This is a genomic window from Bacillus sp. ISL-4, assembly GCF_018613275.1.
GTDB classification, from domain to species: Bacteria; Bacillota; Bacilli; order Bacillales; family DSM-1321; genus Peribacillus; species Peribacillus simplex_E.
Window position 1 is genome coordinate 1 of record NZ_JAGGQN010000012.1, and the last position, 17,750, is coordinate 17,750.

Annotated in this window: 15 protein-coding genes; 3 read left to right on the forward strand and 12 right to left on the reverse strand. The window is 41.3% G+C overall.

All coding sequences use genetic code 11. The features are described 5' to 3' along the window. Positions 1–946 (forward strand): NAD(P)/FAD-dependent oxidoreductase (locus tag J7J00_RS09395; RefSeq protein WP_214790143.1); only part of this gene is annotated, 946 nt, incomplete at its 5' end. A gap of 78 nt (positions 947–1,024) precedes the next feature. On the opposite strand, the gene chbG is transcribed toward J7J00_RS09395, so the two are convergent. The 5 genes from chbG to J7J00_RS09420 are packed head-to-tail and all read right to left on the reverse strand — an operon-like array spanning position 1,025 to position 5,119. Continuing rightward, positions 1,025–1,756, reverse strand: coding sequence for a chitin disaccharide deacetylase (chbG, locus tag J7J00_RS09400; RefSeq protein WP_214790145.1), 732 nt, complete (start codon positions 1,754–1,756; stop codon positions 1,025–1,027). After that, complete coding sequence (locus J7J00_RS09405) at positions 1,753–3,096, reverse strand: 6-phospho-beta-glucosidase (RefSeq protein WP_214790147.1); 1,344 nt, start codon at positions 3,094–3,096, stop codon at positions 1,753–1,755. Before J7J00_RS09405 ends, chbG begins: the two co-directional genes overlap by 4 nt. Then, a complete protein-coding gene (locus J7J00_RS09410; RefSeq protein WP_098370952.1) occupies positions 3,093–3,440 on the reverse strand; it encodes a PTS sugar transporter subunit IIA in 348 nt (115 codons plus the stop codon). Before J7J00_RS09410 ends, J7J00_RS09405 begins: the two co-directional genes overlap by 4 nt. A 16-nt stretch (positions 3,441–3,456) precedes the next feature. Further along, entirely contained in the window at positions 3,457–4,806 is a 1,350-nt protein-coding gene (locus J7J00_RS09415; RefSeq protein ID WP_214790149.1) for a PTS sugar transporter subunit IIC, read from the reverse strand. A gap of 4 nt (positions 4,807–4,810) precedes the next feature. After that, positions 4,811–5,119 (reverse strand): PTS sugar transporter subunit IIB, encoded by a 309-nt coding sequence (locus tag J7J00_RS09420; RefSeq protein WP_076366378.1) that lies wholly within the window; start codon positions 5,117–5,119, stop codon positions 4,811–4,813. A 288-nt stretch (positions 5,120–5,407) separates the two neighbouring features. Here J7J00_RS09420 and J7J00_RS09425 point away from each other — a divergent pair, with 288 nt between their 5' ends. Further along, a complete protein-coding gene (locus tag J7J00_RS09425; RefSeq protein WP_098371373.1) occupies positions 5,408–6,124 on the forward strand; it encodes a GntR family transcriptional regulator in 717 nt (238 codons plus the stop codon). A 292-nt stretch (positions 6,125–6,416) separates the two neighbouring features. On the opposite strand, the gene J7J00_RS09430 is transcribed toward J7J00_RS09425, so the two are convergent. From J7J00_RS09430 to J7J00_RS09445, 4 genes are all read right to left on the reverse strand, one after another. Next, positions 6,417–7,025, reverse strand: coding sequence for a methyltransferase domain-containing protein (locus J7J00_RS09430; RefSeq protein WP_214790151.1), 609 nt, complete (start codon positions 7,023–7,025; stop codon positions 6,417–6,419). Positions 7,026–7,137: 112 nt separating this feature from the next. Continuing rightward, the gene (locus J7J00_RS09435; protein ID WP_214790153.1) at positions 7,138–7,947 is read right to left on the reverse strand and encodes an SDR family NAD(P)-dependent oxidoreductase; all 810 of its coding nucleotides are present in this window, start codon (positions 7,945–7,947) and stop codon (positions 7,138–7,140) included. A gap of 222 nt (positions 7,948–8,169) precedes the next feature. Then, positions 8,170–8,481: a PqqD family protein gene (locus J7J00_RS09440; RefSeq protein WP_214790155.1), complete on the reverse strand. Its 312-nt coding sequence runs from the start codon at positions 8,479–8,481 to the stop codon at positions 8,170–8,172. A gap of 43 nt (positions 8,482–8,524) precedes the next feature. Then, positions 8,525–10,417: an OPT family oligopeptide transporter gene (locus J7J00_RS09445; RefSeq protein ID WP_214790157.1), complete on the reverse strand. Its 1,893-nt coding sequence runs from the start codon at positions 10,415–10,417 to the stop codon at positions 8,525–8,527. Positions 10,418–10,758: 341 nt separating this feature from the next. On the opposite strand from J7J00_RS09445, the gene J7J00_RS09450 reads away from it, so the two are divergent. Continuing rightward, a complete protein-coding gene (locus tag J7J00_RS09450) occupies positions 10,759–11,412 on the forward strand; it encodes a cupin domain-containing protein (protein WP_214790160.1) in 654 nt (217 codons plus the stop codon). A gap of 529 nt (positions 11,413–11,941) precedes the next feature. Here the strand turns inward: J7J00_RS09450 and J7J00_RS09455 are convergent. From J7J00_RS09455 to mutS, 3 genes are all read right to left on the reverse strand, one after another. Continuing rightward, a complete protein-coding gene (locus tag J7J00_RS09455) occupies positions 11,942–12,505 on the reverse strand; it encodes a peptidase G2 autoproteolytic cleavage domain-containing protein (RefSeq protein WP_286201267.1) in 564 nt (187 codons plus the stop codon). Positions 12,506–12,940: 435 nt separating this feature from the next. Beyond that, complete coding sequence (gene mutL, locus J7J00_RS09460) at positions 12,941–14,881, reverse strand: DNA mismatch repair endonuclease MutL (RefSeq protein WP_214790164.1); 1,941 nt, start codon at positions 14,879–14,881, stop codon at positions 12,941–12,943. 22 nt (positions 14,882–14,903) lie between these two features. Further along, positions 14,904–17,531, reverse strand: coding sequence for a DNA mismatch repair protein MutS (mutS, locus tag J7J00_RS09465; RefSeq protein WP_214790167.1), 2,628 nt, complete (start codon positions 17,529–17,531; stop codon positions 14,904–14,906). Positions 17,532–17,750: the final 219 nt, after the last annotated feature.

Consider the following 17,750-nt stretch of genomic DNA (forward strand, 5'->3'; position numbering starts at 1 on the left):
AGTGGATTCTTTCTCAGTCGATAACAAAGAAGTGAAACTTGCCAAAGGTTCCACATTATCTTATGATGCCCTGGTTGTTGCTTTAGGAAGCCAAACAGGATTCTTCGGCATTCCGGGACTTGAGGAAAACAGCATGGTCTTGAAATCCGTAAACGATGCAAACAAGATTTACAAACATATCGAAGATCACATCCGCGAATATGCACAAACGAATAATGAAGCGGACGCAACCATCGTGATCGGCGGCGGCGGATTGACGGGCGTCGAGTTAATCGGTGAAATCGTGGATCATTTCCCTAAAATCGCCAAAAAATTCGGAGTGGACTTCAAGGACTTGAAAATCAAGCTTGTAGAAGCAGGTCCAAAAATCCTTCCGGTCCTGCCTGATCACTTGATTGAACGTGCGATGACTAGCTTGGAAGCACGTGGCGTTGAATTCTTGACAGGTCTGCCTGTAACGGGTGTTAAAGGAAACCAAATCGAATTGAAAGATGGACAAACGATAACGGCCAATACGCTTGTTTGGACAGGCGGAGTTGCGGCTCTTCCTATCGTAGGCGAATCAGGCCTTGAAGTGGATCGCGGCAAAGCGACCGTTAATGAGTATTTGCAATCCAAATCCCATAATGACGTATTCGTTGTCGGGGACAGTGCCGTTGCGTTCCCTCCAGAAGGCGGCCGTCCATACGCTCCTACTGCACAAAATGCTTGGCAAATGGGTGAGCTTGTTGGTTACAACCTATATGCAGCCTTTGAAGGCAAGAAACTTGAAGAATTTTCACCTGTAAACTCAGGTACACTTGCGAGCCTTGGCCGTAAGGATGCGGTGGCAACCGTTGGGGCCAATAACACTTCCCTTAAAGGCCTTCCGGCTACATTGATGAAAGAAGCAAGTAATGTTCGCTATCTATCACACATCAAAGCCCTATTCAGCTTGGCTTATTAATTTTTAGATATAGCACTCATTTAATTTAAAAGGACCATTCATCATTTGACGAATGGTCCTTTTTTGTAATTTAAGAAATCAAATCTTAACTTGGGTGATGCTGAATCTAAGGGAAAATCCCTCAGGTAATTTTGCATTCGTCAAAATCCGGGTTTCTTTCAAGCGTTTATCATTATAAGAGGAGACTTCCATCAATTCTTCATCCATATAAGCAGGATGGGTCATTATCTCCACGCTCGCCCCATCCGTTACCCTCCCCTTCAAGTTTTGAAAATAATCTTCAACCACCATATCTCCATAAAAATCGTCCAGGAATACATCTGTAACGGTTTGAACCCCAGCCAGGTGCCTTCCGGCATTACGCACTGGCAATCCGTATTTATCAGACAGCTTTTTTATTACAGGTAGAAATGCTGTGATCCCGTGTACATGATGATGGCTGTCGAAATGAGTTGGATATAGACCAAATTCCAAGAATCTTTCGATTTGTGCTGACCACTCCCTCTCCAATTCCCTCAAGGAAATACCGGCAGGATCCCCATATATCAACCCTTGCTTTTTAAAGAAACCTGATTCGTCAACTAAACTCGGAACATCACTCAATAAAGGTATACCCCATGTCAGCACTAAGTGTATACCTACCTTCAACGAAGGTGTCTTCTTTGCGATTTCAATCGCATGCTCCGTTGCTTTCGCATTCATCATGATCGTGGCCGAATTGACAATTCCATATTTGTGGCTATCCAAAATCCCATAATTCACCGCTTTAGTTAACCCGAAATCATCTGCATTTACAAGGACTTCAATCATGATAAATTATCCTGCAACTCCTTTTTTTCAAAAAACTGCGGCAAATAATCTTTATGCGCCTCCAGCATTTCGTCTAAGATAAGTTTTGCAACCCGATCACTTGGAACGAGTGGATTGATCGTCATGGCAAGTAACGCAGTATCATAGTCCCCTGTAATTGCAGCTTCGATGGCTACCCTTTCAAAGGATTTGATTTGCTGAATTAAACCGCGGACTGCGACAGGAAGCTCACCAACATTGATTGGCTTAGGACCATCCTTAGTTATCACGCAACTGGTTTCAATCGCCGAGCCATAGGGGATGCCTTCAATCGCACCATGGTTTACGGTATTTACCGCTTGAATATCTCGCTTATCGGTATGCATCGAGCAAATCAACCGCACAGCTGCATCACTGTAGTACGCACCTCCGCGCTCTTCAAGCTGCGGCGGCTTGATAGCCAGATCCTTGTCTTTGTATAGCTCGAATAAACCTGTTTCAAGTCTTTGAACGACCTCTGCACGTGTTTCCCCTTTTTCTGCATCCTTCAATTCTTGGGCTAGCACATCTCCCGTTTTATAATAGTAGTTGTGGTATGGACACGGAAATAGGTTTAACGCTCTTAGGAATTCCGGTTCCCAGCCCATTGCATGGATATTCTTCATCGTGACAGCATTAGATGGATCTGTAATCAAATGGATGATTTGATCTTTGACACTTTCGCCATCAACGAATACATCCAGGCCGTAAACCATATGGTTCAAGCCAGCAAAGTCGATCCGGACTCTTGATGGCTCTACATCCATTAAATCCGCAACACCTCGTTCCATACCAATCGGCACATTGCAAAGGCCGATGATCTTGGAAATATTACTGTGACGCAGAACTGCTTCCGTTACCATTCCTGCAGGATTCGTGAAGTTAATCAGCCATGCTTCCGGACATAATTCCTCCATTTCATGAGCAATATCCAGAATGACGGGAATCGTTCTAAAAGCCTTGAAAAGCCCGCCTGGTCCATTCGTCTCCTGTCCGATCACTCCGTGTTTCAATGGAATCTTTTCATCAAGCGCCCTTGCTGCGAGCTGGCCAACCCGCAGCTGGGTTGTTACATAATCAGCGCCTTTTAGCGCTTTCTTTCTGTCTAGCGTGAGATGGACTTCAATATTCACACCAGCCTTTTCAATCATCCTTTTTGCCAAATTCCCGACAATTTCAAGCTTTTCCTTTCCCGCTTCGATGTCCACGAGCCAAATTTCACTCACAGGAAGTTTTTCATGATATTTGATGAAACCTTCGATCAGTTCAGGCGTATAGCTCGAACCTCCGCCAATCGTGACAATCTTCAACCCCTTGCTCATTCAGCAGTCCTCTCCTTCACAGCATCTGCATGTAAGAATTCTTCGCGTAGATCAATCATTTCAATTGCAAGATCCTTTATAGTCATCGCTGTCATTAAATGATCTTGTGCATGCACCAGGATAATGGGAAGATCAAATTGGTCCCCGCCCGCCTCAGCATGGATTAATTGGGTTTGGTATTTATGGGCTTGCAGTAATTCCGTTTCGGCCTCGGCTATTTTCACGCGAGCAGAATCAAAATTCCTTTTCTTTGCTTCCTGCATCGCTTCCATTGCAAAGCTTCTCGCATTCCCGCTATATAAAATCAATTGAAAGGATAGTTGGTATAATTCTTCTTTTTCCATTTTCATCACTACTTTCTTAAACGTTTAGCGTTTCTGAATCTTTTGTAAGCTCTGTTTTATTTTTGGTGTCTATCTTCACTTGAGCATAAACGAATGGTAAATAAATCGCTGTTGAAATGACTAAGTTGATTGCAGATAAGACCGCTCCGGACATATGCCCGCCTGTGGCCAGGAATCCACCCACAATCGGAGGGGTAACCCATGGAATCTTGGCGACGATCGGGAAAACCATTCCGCTGCTTACCGCGATATAAGAAATCACCGTTGTAATTACCGGGCCGAGAACAAATGGGATGAACCACATTGGATTCAGAACGATAGGCAATCCGAAAAGAATGGGTTCGTTAATCTGGAACACTCCTGGTGCCCCTCCGAGTGCAATCATCTGTTTATACCGTTTCCGACCGGCAATGATCATTGCAATGATAAGGCCCAATGTTGCACCAGATCCGCCTAAATAAACAAATGCATCCAGGAAAGAACCCGCCAATACCCCGTATTGATCCATGTCTTTGACGCCTTTTGCATATAAATCGATATTTTTCACTCCCGAACTTTCAAAAAGCGGTGTCGTGATCCCGCCGAGGATATTGGGTCCATGCAAACCGATCATCCATAATAAATGAACAAGAAATACTAGTAAAATAGCGAATGGCAGTGAATCTACTGCACTTTGTAATGGAGATACAATCACTTTACTAAGCCAGTCATTCAGAATCTGCCCATCCGTTATTTTGCGGAATAGCAGTCCGAATACACCAGCGATAAAGATCGTCGCCATACCCGGCACTAACTTTGCAAATGAACGTGCTACCGCTGGGGGTACTCCATCTGGCAGCTTGATGACTAAATATTTCACTCGTGAAAGTCTCACAAAGATTTCAGTGGCAATTAAGGCAACGACAATACCTGTAAATAGGGCTGTAGCATTAAAATAGTTAACGCTTACAAAACCCCATGCCCCGCCTGTTACATCCTTATCATCGATGGTTAAAGTGACATTTCCGATTTGAGGCAATAATAAGAAGAAACAGGCTGCGGAAACCAGCATCGCTTCAAAACCATCGTCACCGTATGATCGTGCCAATTTATAAGAGATGCCGAATACCGCGAATACCGTCATGAATGCAAAGGTTCCAAACCAAATATCACCGCCCAGCGTATTCCATGCAGGACCGAAGATGGCCTCCATCATTCTTCCGTAAGGCTTGATGACTTGCCCGAGATTATTAAACAGGACGGCGAATGACCCAATCATTGTAATCGCTATCATTCCAATCAATGCGTCACGAATCGCAAGCAAATGCCGGTTATTTCCTACCTTTACCGCCCCAGGCATAATATACTTATCAATAAAAGTCATCATATCCTTATTCTCCTTTTATTAAAGTAGTGGCTTGTTTTAATACTTCTTCACCATTACATAGTCCATAGAACATTGGATTGATGGTTGCGACTGGAATACCCTTTTCTTTCCCCGCTTCCTGTAACTTGGAAAGAAGATATCTAACCTGCGGACCTAATAAAATCACATCGGCCTTATCTATTTCATTGTTCACTTCTGTAGAACCCACAGCCCATATACGACATTCTATCCCTTGTTTTTTAGCGCTTTCCTCCATCTTGGTAACTAATAAACTAGTAGACATCCCCGCAGAACAACATAATAAGATATTCATTGAAATTACCCCCCTTTTAATGATTGATTATTCAGTATTTTTAAGTAAGACTAAACCGCATTTTTGTAATAATCCAGGTTACTTTGTTTTATCACTTCCCTTGAAAGGCTATATGAAATGGGTATTATTACCCTCATACATACATTGTAGTTACAAATCGAAAAAATATCAACACAATTTTTAATTTGTTACTACAAATTTTCGATTTAAAGTTGATTATTGAACTTATCCGAGATAATCTATATGTATAGATTGGGAATGAACATAGGAGGAATCACTGTGGAGACCATGAATAAAGAAGCGGCATTGCATTCCATAGTTAAGGAATCGATTATCGATCTCATAAAAAATGGCGAATATCAACCAAATACAAAATTACCGACTGAGGCCGAATTTTGTAAAATATACGGAGTAAGCAGGACAACAGTTCGTACGGCCTTACAGCAATTGAACGTCGAAGGCTACATCTACCGTGTTCAAGGAAAAGGGACTTTCGTTTCGGAGAATAAAGTGAAGCAATTTCTTACAAGCACGGTTGAAAAGTTCTCTGAGCAAGTCACGATGCAAGGAAAAAACCCTTCTACAAAGGTCATTAGCTTAAAGGTGATTGAAGCTAACGCTACCCTTGCCAAGCTTTTCAAACAAAATATTGGAGACCCCGTAAATAAACTGGAACGGATACGTTACGTAAACGACATCCCCCTTCAATATGAAATTGCCTTTCTCCCTTGGTATAAAACACCCGGGCTAAATATCGAAGCCTGCGAAAAATCACTCTTTAAAGTACTTGAGACACAATTCAATTTAAAAGTAAAAAAAACAGTCGAACACTTGGAGTTTTCACTTGCCGACGATTCCATTTCTGACAAATTGGATGTACCGAACGGTTCACCTTGTTTTTCATTAGAAACTTACACATATGAGAATGACGGATCGGTCATTGAATTCTCTAAAACTCTCTTTAGAGGCGATCGTGCACACTTTGTCATCGAGCGGAACTATTGATTATAAATATATAGAAGAAGACGGATGCCTTATTAATTAAGGCATCCCATTTTTTTGTATACTTTTTATACGGCATATTGATTCTAATACGGAATGCTCACACCGAATCATGATTTTTAAAAGGAGACATTTTTTACTGATGGAAACCCTCACAAGATTGAAGTAATTTGCGATACTCCTGCCGACAAGACTCCGCTGGATGCTTGCTTTGATGAGGCTTTGCAGACAATCGGCGGAAAGGGAGCGAATTTCTGAAACCAACTGGAATTATCACCAAAAAACGTGTCTCCATTCAATTCAACAATTCGTATATGACGAATTTCTCAAAAGGATTAGATTCAGTCAAGCCAGGTAACATTACTTCGTTTTTCAGCTCGAATGCGGTTTGGTTTTCGAGGAAAAAAATATAATCCTGTGAAGGATAAAATAATATAAGTTCGATTTGGCGCGGTTCTTTTTCAAAGGAAAGCAAAATGTTATTGATGATTTTCATGAAAATCTGTACCGAGAACGGATTAAAGAAATAAAAACGATTGTCTTTCGTATCAATATCATATTCTTCTGCCAAACAACAGTGGAATTCTATATTGCCATTGTTGTTTTTCCTTTTCTTCATGTAGCCATTCAAATTCTCGATCGCTTCTTTATAGAAATTTTCATTCATCTCCACGCCAACTACAGATGATTGATATAAGTGATGGATAAAAAAATTCAAGCGTCCTTTACCGCATCCAAAATCCACAATGCGATCATTTCTTTTCAGTGCATATTTTTTGAATAAATGTTCTAATGCACTGTATGGCGTAGGTTCGTAGCGGTGATAATGCAAGGAATCATTGAATTTTTTTTGTTCACCTTCCGTCCTGATGTTCAGCATTTCATCATAATTCGTTTCTTCCATTGTTATTTGCACCTGCTTCATGTTTTTTAAAATTTAGGGCTTCCTAATTAAGAACCCCGGATAAGGCTGATCTTATCCAGGGTAAGGTTTTGTTATATGAATGTCCAGACAATTAATTGGAACTTGCTTTAGTTACATAATCATTAAAATCAGAGATGCTTGGGTTGGCTATATAATGACCGCCTTCCACTTGGATCGTCTGACCTGTAATGAATTTGGACTCGTCAGATGCAAGGAATAGCACGGTATAGCCGATATCTTCCGCTTCACCATGATATGGCAATGCATTAAATTTGGCAAAAATATCGAGTACAGCCTGAGGCATGTTATTTTTCGCTGCAGGAGTTAAAATAAGGCCCGGTGCCACTCCATTACAACGAATATGATCTTTACCATACTGTGCAGCGATATAACGGGTCAAATTCACTACCCCCGCTTTGGACGCACCATATGCAGATCGTACGGAGTCACCTGTAAACCCAGCCATCGAGGCAGTATTGATTATCGATCCCCCTCCCGCTATAATCATGTGAGGAATTGCAAACCTGCTTCCCAATAGGACACTTTTTAAATTCACATCCATAAGTCGGTCCCATTCTTCCAAATCTAAATTCACGACATCCAGATCTTTATGCAGGTTAGTTAAACCCACGTTATTAACAAGTACCGTAACAGTACCATATTGTTCAATTGTAAAGTCGACTGCTGCCTGGATAGAATTTGCTTGTCCAGCATCCAAGAATACTCCAGCCGCTTCCCCGCCTTGTTTTTTTATGTTTTCGGCCGCTTCTTTTGCTCCTGCTTCGTTAAAATCAGCAATCACGACTTTTGCGCCTTCTTTAGCCATCAGAGTGGATATGGATAACCCTATACCCGAAGCTCCACCTGTCACTAATGCTACTTTACCTTGTACTCTTCCCATAATAAATAACCACCTGCTCTTCAAAATTGAATATCACTGCTTTATTACACATGACTACCAGTACAAGAATACAATAACTATAAAGTTATTACAAATAATTATACCTATAGTCCAATTTCTTAAAATGGAGATTATTAGAATGTTACAAACCTAAAGAAAATTTTGTTTACCAAATACAAAACAGAAAAAAGCTGAAGCATCAAAAAGAGCTTCAGCTTTTTTTCATTTTTCTTCTTCATCATCCCATATGATCCAATCATGAACCTCAAGAATCTCCAGAAACTTCATCAACCGCGGTAAGGCTGGTTCTGCTTCCTCACCAAAATGTTCACTCATCGCTTCAGAAATCTGATTTACATTCCTTTGGAACTGCATCTGATTAATGGCATATGCCCCAAACTTATCAAGCTTGATTTTACGGACTGATGGTTGTTTAAAGAAACGAATTGTCATTCGTTCCACAAAATTTGTCCTTTGAATGACCAAAAAAGTTGCTTCCGAAGATTCATGTACCATAGTGACGCGTCTTTCCAAAAGGGGAACCATAGTTAACAGGTTCCTCTTTTTTGATTGGCGTTTACGAAGCATCTTCTTTTTTCCCTTTGCTGGATACGAACCAAAGTAATCCAGCTAGAGCAAGGAATAGTAGGAATGGCAGCAAATTGCTGGCTAATTTAGCCGCATCCGGAACTTTGACGCCTGCTGCGATCAATATGGCAATAAGAACACCAATCAATGATTCACCCGCTATTAAACCAGAGGCAAATAATACCCCTCTATCAACCCGAGCTTTAAGCGCTTCTTTTGTTTTCGAGAAGAACTCAACAAAGAATCGAATAAATCCACCGATCATGATTGGGGCACTAGTATGAACCGGTAAGTAAATGCCGACTGCAACAACAAGTGAATTCAGACCGAAAAACTCTAATGTGATGGAAATAGCAGCACCGATAAAGATGAGGGTCCAAGGTAAATCCCCCCCTAGAACACCTTCAGCAAGTATTTTCATTAGTGCCGCTTTAGGTGCAGGTAGTTCTGCAGATCCCATCGTATATGCATTATCCATCAGAACAAGGATAAAACCAATGACGGAAGCGGACGCAACAACACCGATCATCATGGCAACTTGTTGTTTCCATGGTGTTCCGCCGACGATATATCCTGTTTTTAGATCTTGTGAAACATCACCTGAAACCGCAAGTGCTGTACAAATGATCGCCGCGACGGTTAATGCGGCTACCATTCCAGTCGTACCAGTAAAACCAGTAGCTTTATAGACAATGGCCACAATCAATAGTGTAGCTATCGTCATTCCAGAAACAGGGGAAGAAGAACTTCCGACGATTCCAACAACCCTTGAAGCCACTGTCACGAATAAAAATCCAAAAATCGCAATTGCAATCGCACCGATGATTCCTACATCAGTTATAGGTGTGAAAGCAATGATTAAAATTACGATGATCATTCCCAGCCAAACGTATTTAGCCGGCATATCTTGTTCAGTACGGATCGAACCTGATTTTAGTTGTCCTTTATTGGCTTTTACGCCTTTAATAGTATCAATAACTGAACTGAAAAGTATTGGTAATGTTTTGATCAATGTGATCAATCCGCCAGTTGCAACGGCACCAGCACCAATATAGCGTATATAATTATCCCAAATTCCCCATGCATCCAATTCACCGATCGGTACATCAGAAGGGAAAATGGCTGTTCCATTGCTTCCGCCAAAAAAGCTGATGGCCGGTATTAGAACGACCCAGGCTAATAAACCCCCACCTAGCATTTGTCCTGCAACACGCGGTCCAATAATATAACCTACACCCAAAAGGGAAGGAAAGGCATCAAGACCAACCACTGCATTTTTAAAATTCGTGATTCCTGTTTCAACCTCTGTCTTGAAAAGCTTAAACCCATCACCAAGCCCTTTAACGACACCGCCGATAACCAAACCGGCTCCGATTAGTTTCGCGCTTGTACCACCCTTTTCTCCTGACTTCAGGACCTCGGCACATGCAGTACCTTCAGGATATGGTAATGTTTCATGTTCCCTTACAATCAAAAGCTGGCGAAGGGGAACCATCATGAAGACCCCTAAAAATCCCCCAGTTAATACAACGAAAATGATGAATGCTTGACTCACATCCATGTCCCACATGAATAATGCTGGTATGGTAAATACAGCACCGGCACCAATAGCCTCACCTGCCGTGGTCATCGTTTGCACAATATTGTTTTCTAATATTGAGTCCCTGCGAAAAACCCCTCTTAAGATAGCCATTGAGATTACCGCTGCGGGTATTGAAGCAGAGACAGTTAAACCAATAAGTAGGCCTAAGTATGCATTTGCCGCCCCGAATACGATTGCAAGAATGATCCCTAGAATAATTGCAGTTGCAGTTAATTCCGGTAGAGATTTAGATGCAGAGACGTACGGGACGAATTTACTCTCTTTTGAATTGTTCGACAATTTAGCCACTTCCTATGTTAAACTTTAAAATCATAGAGAACATTATATCACTGTAATTTAAAGTCATGCAATGGGAAAATTCTGCTTATTAAAAGTTTGATTATATCTAATAATCAGATTAGTAGTTTCGGTTATAAAATATATAAAAATAACATTTATCTCATAACCATATATTTTCGACCTATTCGTTACATGAAATCACTGCATCTCATTTTTCGATGTCGGGACCATCAGCACTCCTTATTAGCTCCATGAGCAAATAACCCACGGGTTATTGCACATTAAAATGAGATTTAACATATCCTGAAAAATCAAGTCTTAAAAAAAGGAATGATAAATTCATGGTTTCCTATATGGACTATACTTCACCATCCACACAATACTTTTTTGATGTTAATAAAAGCAATTTAATGAAAAAAGACAATCAAAACTATATAAATGTATTAGGTATCAAACAATTGAACACACTCGAAAATGTTTCTCTATTAGATATTTACCTTAGTTCAAACAATGTCGTAGAACCGCATTATCACCAAAATGCTGCAGAGCTAGTGTATTGCATTTCTGGAGCTGCAACCGTTTCATTACTGAATCCTTTTACTAAGCAAATACAAAATTATCCCATTAAACCTGGCCAAGTAGCCAATGTTCCACAAGGTTGGTGGCATTATGAAGTGGCTAATACGGATAATACTCACCTGCTGGCCATTTTTAATGCACCAACACCTGAAGTGATCCTGGGTTCGGATATCTTGAAATTGACACCTGCAAATATTATGGCACATACGTATTGCCTGGATGAAAACCAATGGAAAAAAGCAATTGCGCCAGTTCAGCCCTCAACATTCATCGGTCCGCCAGCCAACTGCCATCGAGCGTCCGAAGAAGACATGCAGCAATATCCGCAATATAATAATCACTATGATAACCAAATGTATACTGCCCCGGCATACAATTATCAATTCCAGCCCACTCCCCCATATCATTATTATTGAAGATAAGTGTTGTGAACTTAATTAACCCTGTCCAAGTCCTATATCCCTTTCATGGATGGCGTCTAATAAATCAGAATCGAAAAAGACAATGGAGAACCCCATTACATCAGGATTCTCCATTGCTTTTAATTACATGACCTGTTTAAAAAGCAGAATTCATATACTTTCGCCACATCTTTCATTATGGTGGTCACCCAATGCGGTGTAAGAGTATTTTAAAAACCGTAACACACTTGGATACAATTTTTCATTATACAGTCTATATATATTCTACCGAGTTTCTTCTTATAATATAAGAGATCCTCAAATTGATCAGCCCCCTCTATAACAACAGATCATTCACTTCAATTTTGCAGTTGGCCAGGACTTTTTTTATCCTTAAAGGAACCTACCCATATCAAGATGTTGTTGAATCCAGTTCTATAAAATTCAACTGCCTGACTCTTTATATCATTCTGGAATTTTTTTATATATTATCATAAGTTCTTTAAATTTCTTAGCTGACCGCCTATACAATGGCATTAACCATTTAGTTTTTTTGAAGTGGAGTGACCAAAACTAATACTTGATTCGGTCCGGTACGCTTTAATACAAAAAATCCTTTCTCCGCTTTAGTTGCGATCCCCTCAGCATTTGGCCAGCAATACCCGTGAGTTTCACATGTTCCATCATCTCGAACCCGTATTTGACCAATTATCCCTACAGCTACCCATTCTTGTCGATTTACACGAGACAAGTACTCTTGGTTAGGGTTCCATTCCGGATTAAGAATAGGTTGCTTTATTTTTCTTTCTGGAATAATTTCATTCCTTTTTTGTCTTTTTGAGCTAGAAGAGTGACACATGATATTTTTTCTTCCCCATTCATCGGTTTGATATTTTCCTTGCCAGTGCAAACCTCCACTGTTTCCCAATACACCTGGTGTTGCACTAGTAATGCCTAAAATAAAGTGGTCTGTTGAAATGGCTTTTCGAATTTTGTCTTCATTTGATGCTGCAACAAAGTAGCCAATATCAATTGGGTTTCCATCTTCAGTCTCAAACATCTCTGCATAATCACCCGCTGGAGTGCCATATGCCCCGTCAATGAACATATTACCGTTATTCAGAAGTTTTCCAACTAGTCCTGTAGGGTCCGTACGGCTCTGCTCCGAAAGCTACATTACATGAATAAATTGGGTCACCATCTACGTCGTTAACCGCCCCATTTAAACCCATAATATGTGCTCCTTCAAAGCCATTTGTCGTTGTAGAATTTCCTTCGACATGGGAAAATAGTCCATCAGCAATTGTAGATTGCCCTTCGGCATGGGATCCATCTCCGGAGGCTAACGTTCGTTTCCTTCGGCATGGGAAGAATCCCCACTAGCATTTGTACTTAACCCTTCCGCGTGCGCAGCAAATCCACTGGCCGTTGTACCTATGCCTTCTGCGTGTGCACCATCCCCGCTTGCTAAGGTAGGTGCGGGTCATTTAACTAAAAAGGCAATGGAGGACCCTATTACATAAGGGTCCTCCATTGCTTTTAATTACATGATCCTCTTGAACATTTTCTCCATTTCATAAATGGAATAAGAGATGATGATAGGTCTTCCATGAGGGCATGTGAAGGGATCGGTTGTCCGCCTTAGTTCATCCAATAGTGCTTGGATTTCATCATTGCGCAGATGACGGTTTGCCTTTATTGAGGCTTTACAGCTCATCATGATGGCTGCTTCTTCACGCAATTTTTTGATGTCGACCTTTTTCATCGATAGCAATTGTTCTATCATTTCCTCAAGGATTTCCTGTTCAATTCCTTTAGGGAACCATTGTGGATGCGATCGGACAATATAGGCGTTATAGCCAAACTCTTCTAAATAGACGCCGACTTTTTCCAATTCATGCCGATATTCATTTATCCTGATACATTGGTCTGTTGAAAATTCAAGTGTGATGGGAACCAGCATATCCTGTAGCTCGTTTTCAACACGTCCGACCTTTTCTTTAAAATATTCGTATTTGATCCGTTCCTGGGCAGCATGTTGGTCTATGATGTACAAACCTTTTTCATTTTGGGCGAAAATATAGGTTCCATGCATTTGCCCAATTGGGTACATGGGAGGTATGCGGCTATCCGGTTCATTCACCTCAATTTCTTCCTCTTGTTCGACAGTGTAGGTTGTATACTTTTCAGCTGACTCGTAATTTGGTTTGCTTTCATCATCTTGTAAGACCGGAATATAAGCATCTGCCATTTGCTGTTGTTCATTGCTATAGATTATTTCCTTTATTGGTTCAAGATTGAACTCTTCATTATGATCCACGTAACTCTTTTGTTCCTGCTTTTCCCGAATCAAGGTATCCTTCAAGAGTGAAGCTTCTTTCTTGGCTTCTTCAAGGACCCGCTTGCCGCTTTCCACAACATGGTCCAATTCCAGCGTAGTTTGCTCACTTTTCACCTGCTCCGGCTTTGGTGTTGGTGTATATCCACTTGGTATTAGAGTCATCTTTTTAAACGAAGATTTGATCGTTTCCGATACAAGACTGTACAATTCCTGTTCCTTGCTGAGCCTTACCTCCATTTTGGATGGATGTACATTGACATCGACAAGAATCGGATCCATTTCAATATTCAACAAAGCAATTGGAAAACGCCCGATTGGAAGAAGTGTATGGTACCCATCCAGAATTGCTTTCACGAGCGCATAGTTTTTAATGAAGCGGCCGTTTATCATGGTTGAAATATAATTCCTTGAAGCCCGGGTGACCTCAGGCATAACGATATATCCGGATAATTTGAAGTCCAAGGAACTAGCCTGAACCTGAATCATCTTTTTGGCAATATTCGTACCATAGATTGCGGCTAGCACCTGCCTGACATCACCGTTACCATTCGTATGCAGGATTCGCTTCTCGTTGTGTGATAACCGGATAGAAACATCCGGATGCGAAAGTGCGAGCCTGTTAGCGACATCCGTAATATTTCCTAGCTCGGTATGAATGGTTTTCATATATTTCAACCTTGCAGGAGTATTGTAAAACAAATCGGAAACCAGGATATCCGTTCCTTTCCGGCTTGATGAAGCCTCGAGTTCCTTAACCATGCCACCTTCAAGAAGTATACGCGTTCCCACACCTTCGCCTGTGCTGCTTTTCATTTCAAAACGGGAAACTGAAGCAATGCTGGGCATTGCTTCACCGCGGAAGCCAAGTGTTCGAATTCGAAAAAGATCATTTTCATCTTTTATTTTACTTGTGGCATGGCGTTTAAATGCCGCTTCTATGTCATCAGCCAAAATCCCATCGCCATTATCCACGATCCGAATGGAACCAAGTCCAGCCTCCACCAATTCAATCTCTATAATGGTACTGTTTGCATCTATTGCGTTTTCCACAAGTTCCTTAACGACTGAGGCTGGGCGTTCAACAACTTCGCCAGCTGCGATTTTATTAGATAAAGCCTCATCAAGCTGTATGATTTTTCCCATTTTTATCGCCTCGCTTTAATTCTCATTTAAGTTTCTTTTGTAATTTATAAAGGGTATTCATTGCCTCAAGCGGCGTCATTTCAAGGATATCCAGTGATTTTATGTCATCCAGCACCTTTTTTTCCTTAGGTGAAGAATTCACTCTTCCTTTAGGAGCCTCTTCCCCAAAGAAGGAAAGCTGTGCCTCATTGACGGATGTTACCGGGGCAGCTTCGGCAATAGGTGCTTCTACAGCGGCAGCAGGCTGTTCAGGCATTTCCTTTGCCTGTCCATTTTCATTTTCTAGCTGCGCTAAAATAGCAGCCGCCCGATCTATTAACTGCTCAGGTAAATCAGCTAGCTTAGCCACATGGATTCCATAGCTTTTATCTGCTGGCCCTTCTTTAATTTTATGAAGGAAAACGACATTTCCATTTTGCTCAATGGCACTGACATGGATATTTTTCAATTTTGGCAGTTCCGCCGCCAATACAGTCAATTCGTGATAATGAGTCGAAAAGAGAGTCTTTGCCCCAATTTCCTCATGAATATATTCAATGATGGCCTGAGCAAGCGCCATCCCATCATATGTTGATGTTCCCCGCCCTATTTCATCAAATAATATCAAACTGTTTTCTGTCGCATTCATGATGGCATTTCTTGCTTCAAGCATCTCTACCATGAATGTACTTTGACCGGAAATCAAATCATCTGCCGCGCCAATCCTAGTAAACACCTTATCAAAAATAGGCAATTCAGCTATACTTGCGGATACGAAGCATCCAATTTGCGCTAGAATCGATGTTAGCGCAATTTGACGCATATACGTACTTTTACCCGACATATTGGGTCCTGTAATCAAGAGTAACTCCCTGTCTCCATCCATAAAGCAGTCATTGGGGACATACTCCTGTGATTGAAGGACTTTCTCGACCACTGGATGCCGGCCTTCCTTCAGTACGATTCTTCGATCATCAGAAAAGACTGGCTTCACATAATGGCGTTCTTCGCTAATCGTTGCAAAGCACTGCAGGACATCCAGTTCACTGACGCCTTTCGCTAAATCCTGTAAGCGCGGGATATAGCTTTTGACCTCTTCACGAAGATTGAGGAATAGGTCATACTCCAAACTGATGCTTTTTTCTTCTGCTTGTAAAATCAAAGCTTCCTTTTCTTTCAATTCAGGTGTGATATAACGTTCGGCATTCGTTAAGGTTTGCTTCCGTTCATACCGGCCTTCTTCAAGCAGATGCAAATTGGCTCGTGTGACTTCAATGTAATAGCCAAATACACGATTATATCCGATTTTCAAAGATTTGATCCCGGTCCGTTCCCGCTCTTCGCGTTCAAGCTGCGCAATCCAAGTTTTCCCGTTTCTGCTGGCATCCCTGTATGTATCCAGCTCCTTATGGAAACCATCCTGAATGATATTCCCTTCCTTCACGGACAATGGCGGGTTTTCTACAAGCGCCGTTTCAAGCAAATCCGTCACTTCTTCGCAAGGATCCAATTTATCGGCCAAAATTGAAATATCCTGATTGGAAGCCATTGACTTCACGATTTCACGAATGATCGGCACCTGCTGTAATGAACGTTTCAGTTGAATCAAGTCCCGAGCGTTTACATTCCCGAAGGCCACCCTTCCGGCAAGCCGCTCCAAGTCGTACACTTCCTTCAGGCGTTCACGTAAGTCCTGCCGTTCGAAGTATTGATTTTTCAGGGTTTCAACAAGGCTTTGTCTCCGCTCGATCTGTTTTTTATTAATGAGCGGCCTATCAATCCATTGTTTCAACATCCTTCCGCCCATGGCCGTTTTCGTTTCATCAAGCAGCCATAATAATGAGCCTTTTTTTCCTTTGGAGCGAATGGTTTCAGTTAATTCCAAATTGCGTTTGCTATAATAATCAATTTTCATATATTGTGATGTTTCATATGCAAGAACTGGCTGTAAATGATCCAGGCTGCGTTTTTGGGTACGGTAAAGATAATTCAATAAACGTGAGGTCGTTGTCGCCAGATTCTGGTCTTTTAACAGATGAAGCAATGCAACGAATGACTCGCTTTGAACCAAATTATTCTCTAGTGATAGAGCGGCAGCGCCCCGTTCTTGCAGCCTTTTTTTCCATTCTTCATTGAAATCCTCGGCAATGACCACTTCACTCGCACCAAGGATGGCAAATTCATTCAGGACTTCCTCGAAACTCTCAATCAAAGTGACCTTATTTTCCCCTGTCGATAAATCATTGTATCCAAAGCCAAACTGCCCATCCGTGAAATGAGTGATGGTGGCAATATAATTATTTTCCTTTTCACGTAGACCCTTACTATCCATTTTCGTTCCCGGAGTAATCAGCTGGACAACTTCCCTGCGTACCACACCTTTGGCTTGCTTCGGATCTTCGGTTTGTTCACAAATAGCTACTTTAAAACCTTTTTCTATCAATATATCAATATAATTAGCTGCCGAGTGATACGGAATGCCGCACATCGGAATTCGCTCTTCACTACCGCCTTCTCGGCTCGTTAATGTGATTTCGAGCTCTTGTGATGCATTCAGTGCATCGTCAAAAAACATTTCATAAAAATCGCCTAAACGAAAAAATAAAAAGGCATCCTGATACTCTGCCTTAATTTTTAAATATTGCTGTATCATCGGAGTATATCCAGCCATTCCTTCAAAACCTTTCCAAACTAAAATCTATTACACATTTATGTCCTTCATTATAACATACGGGAAAGCAACATTGCCTGTATTCGAAATTGCATGGTAAATCAATTATCCTTTGAAATTCAAACTTTTTTTGAGCTGCCTATGCATAGCCCTACGCACGGATATAGTAACATTCCACCCCTATTTTTAATCATGGCCAGACCCTGCAATGGACTTGTC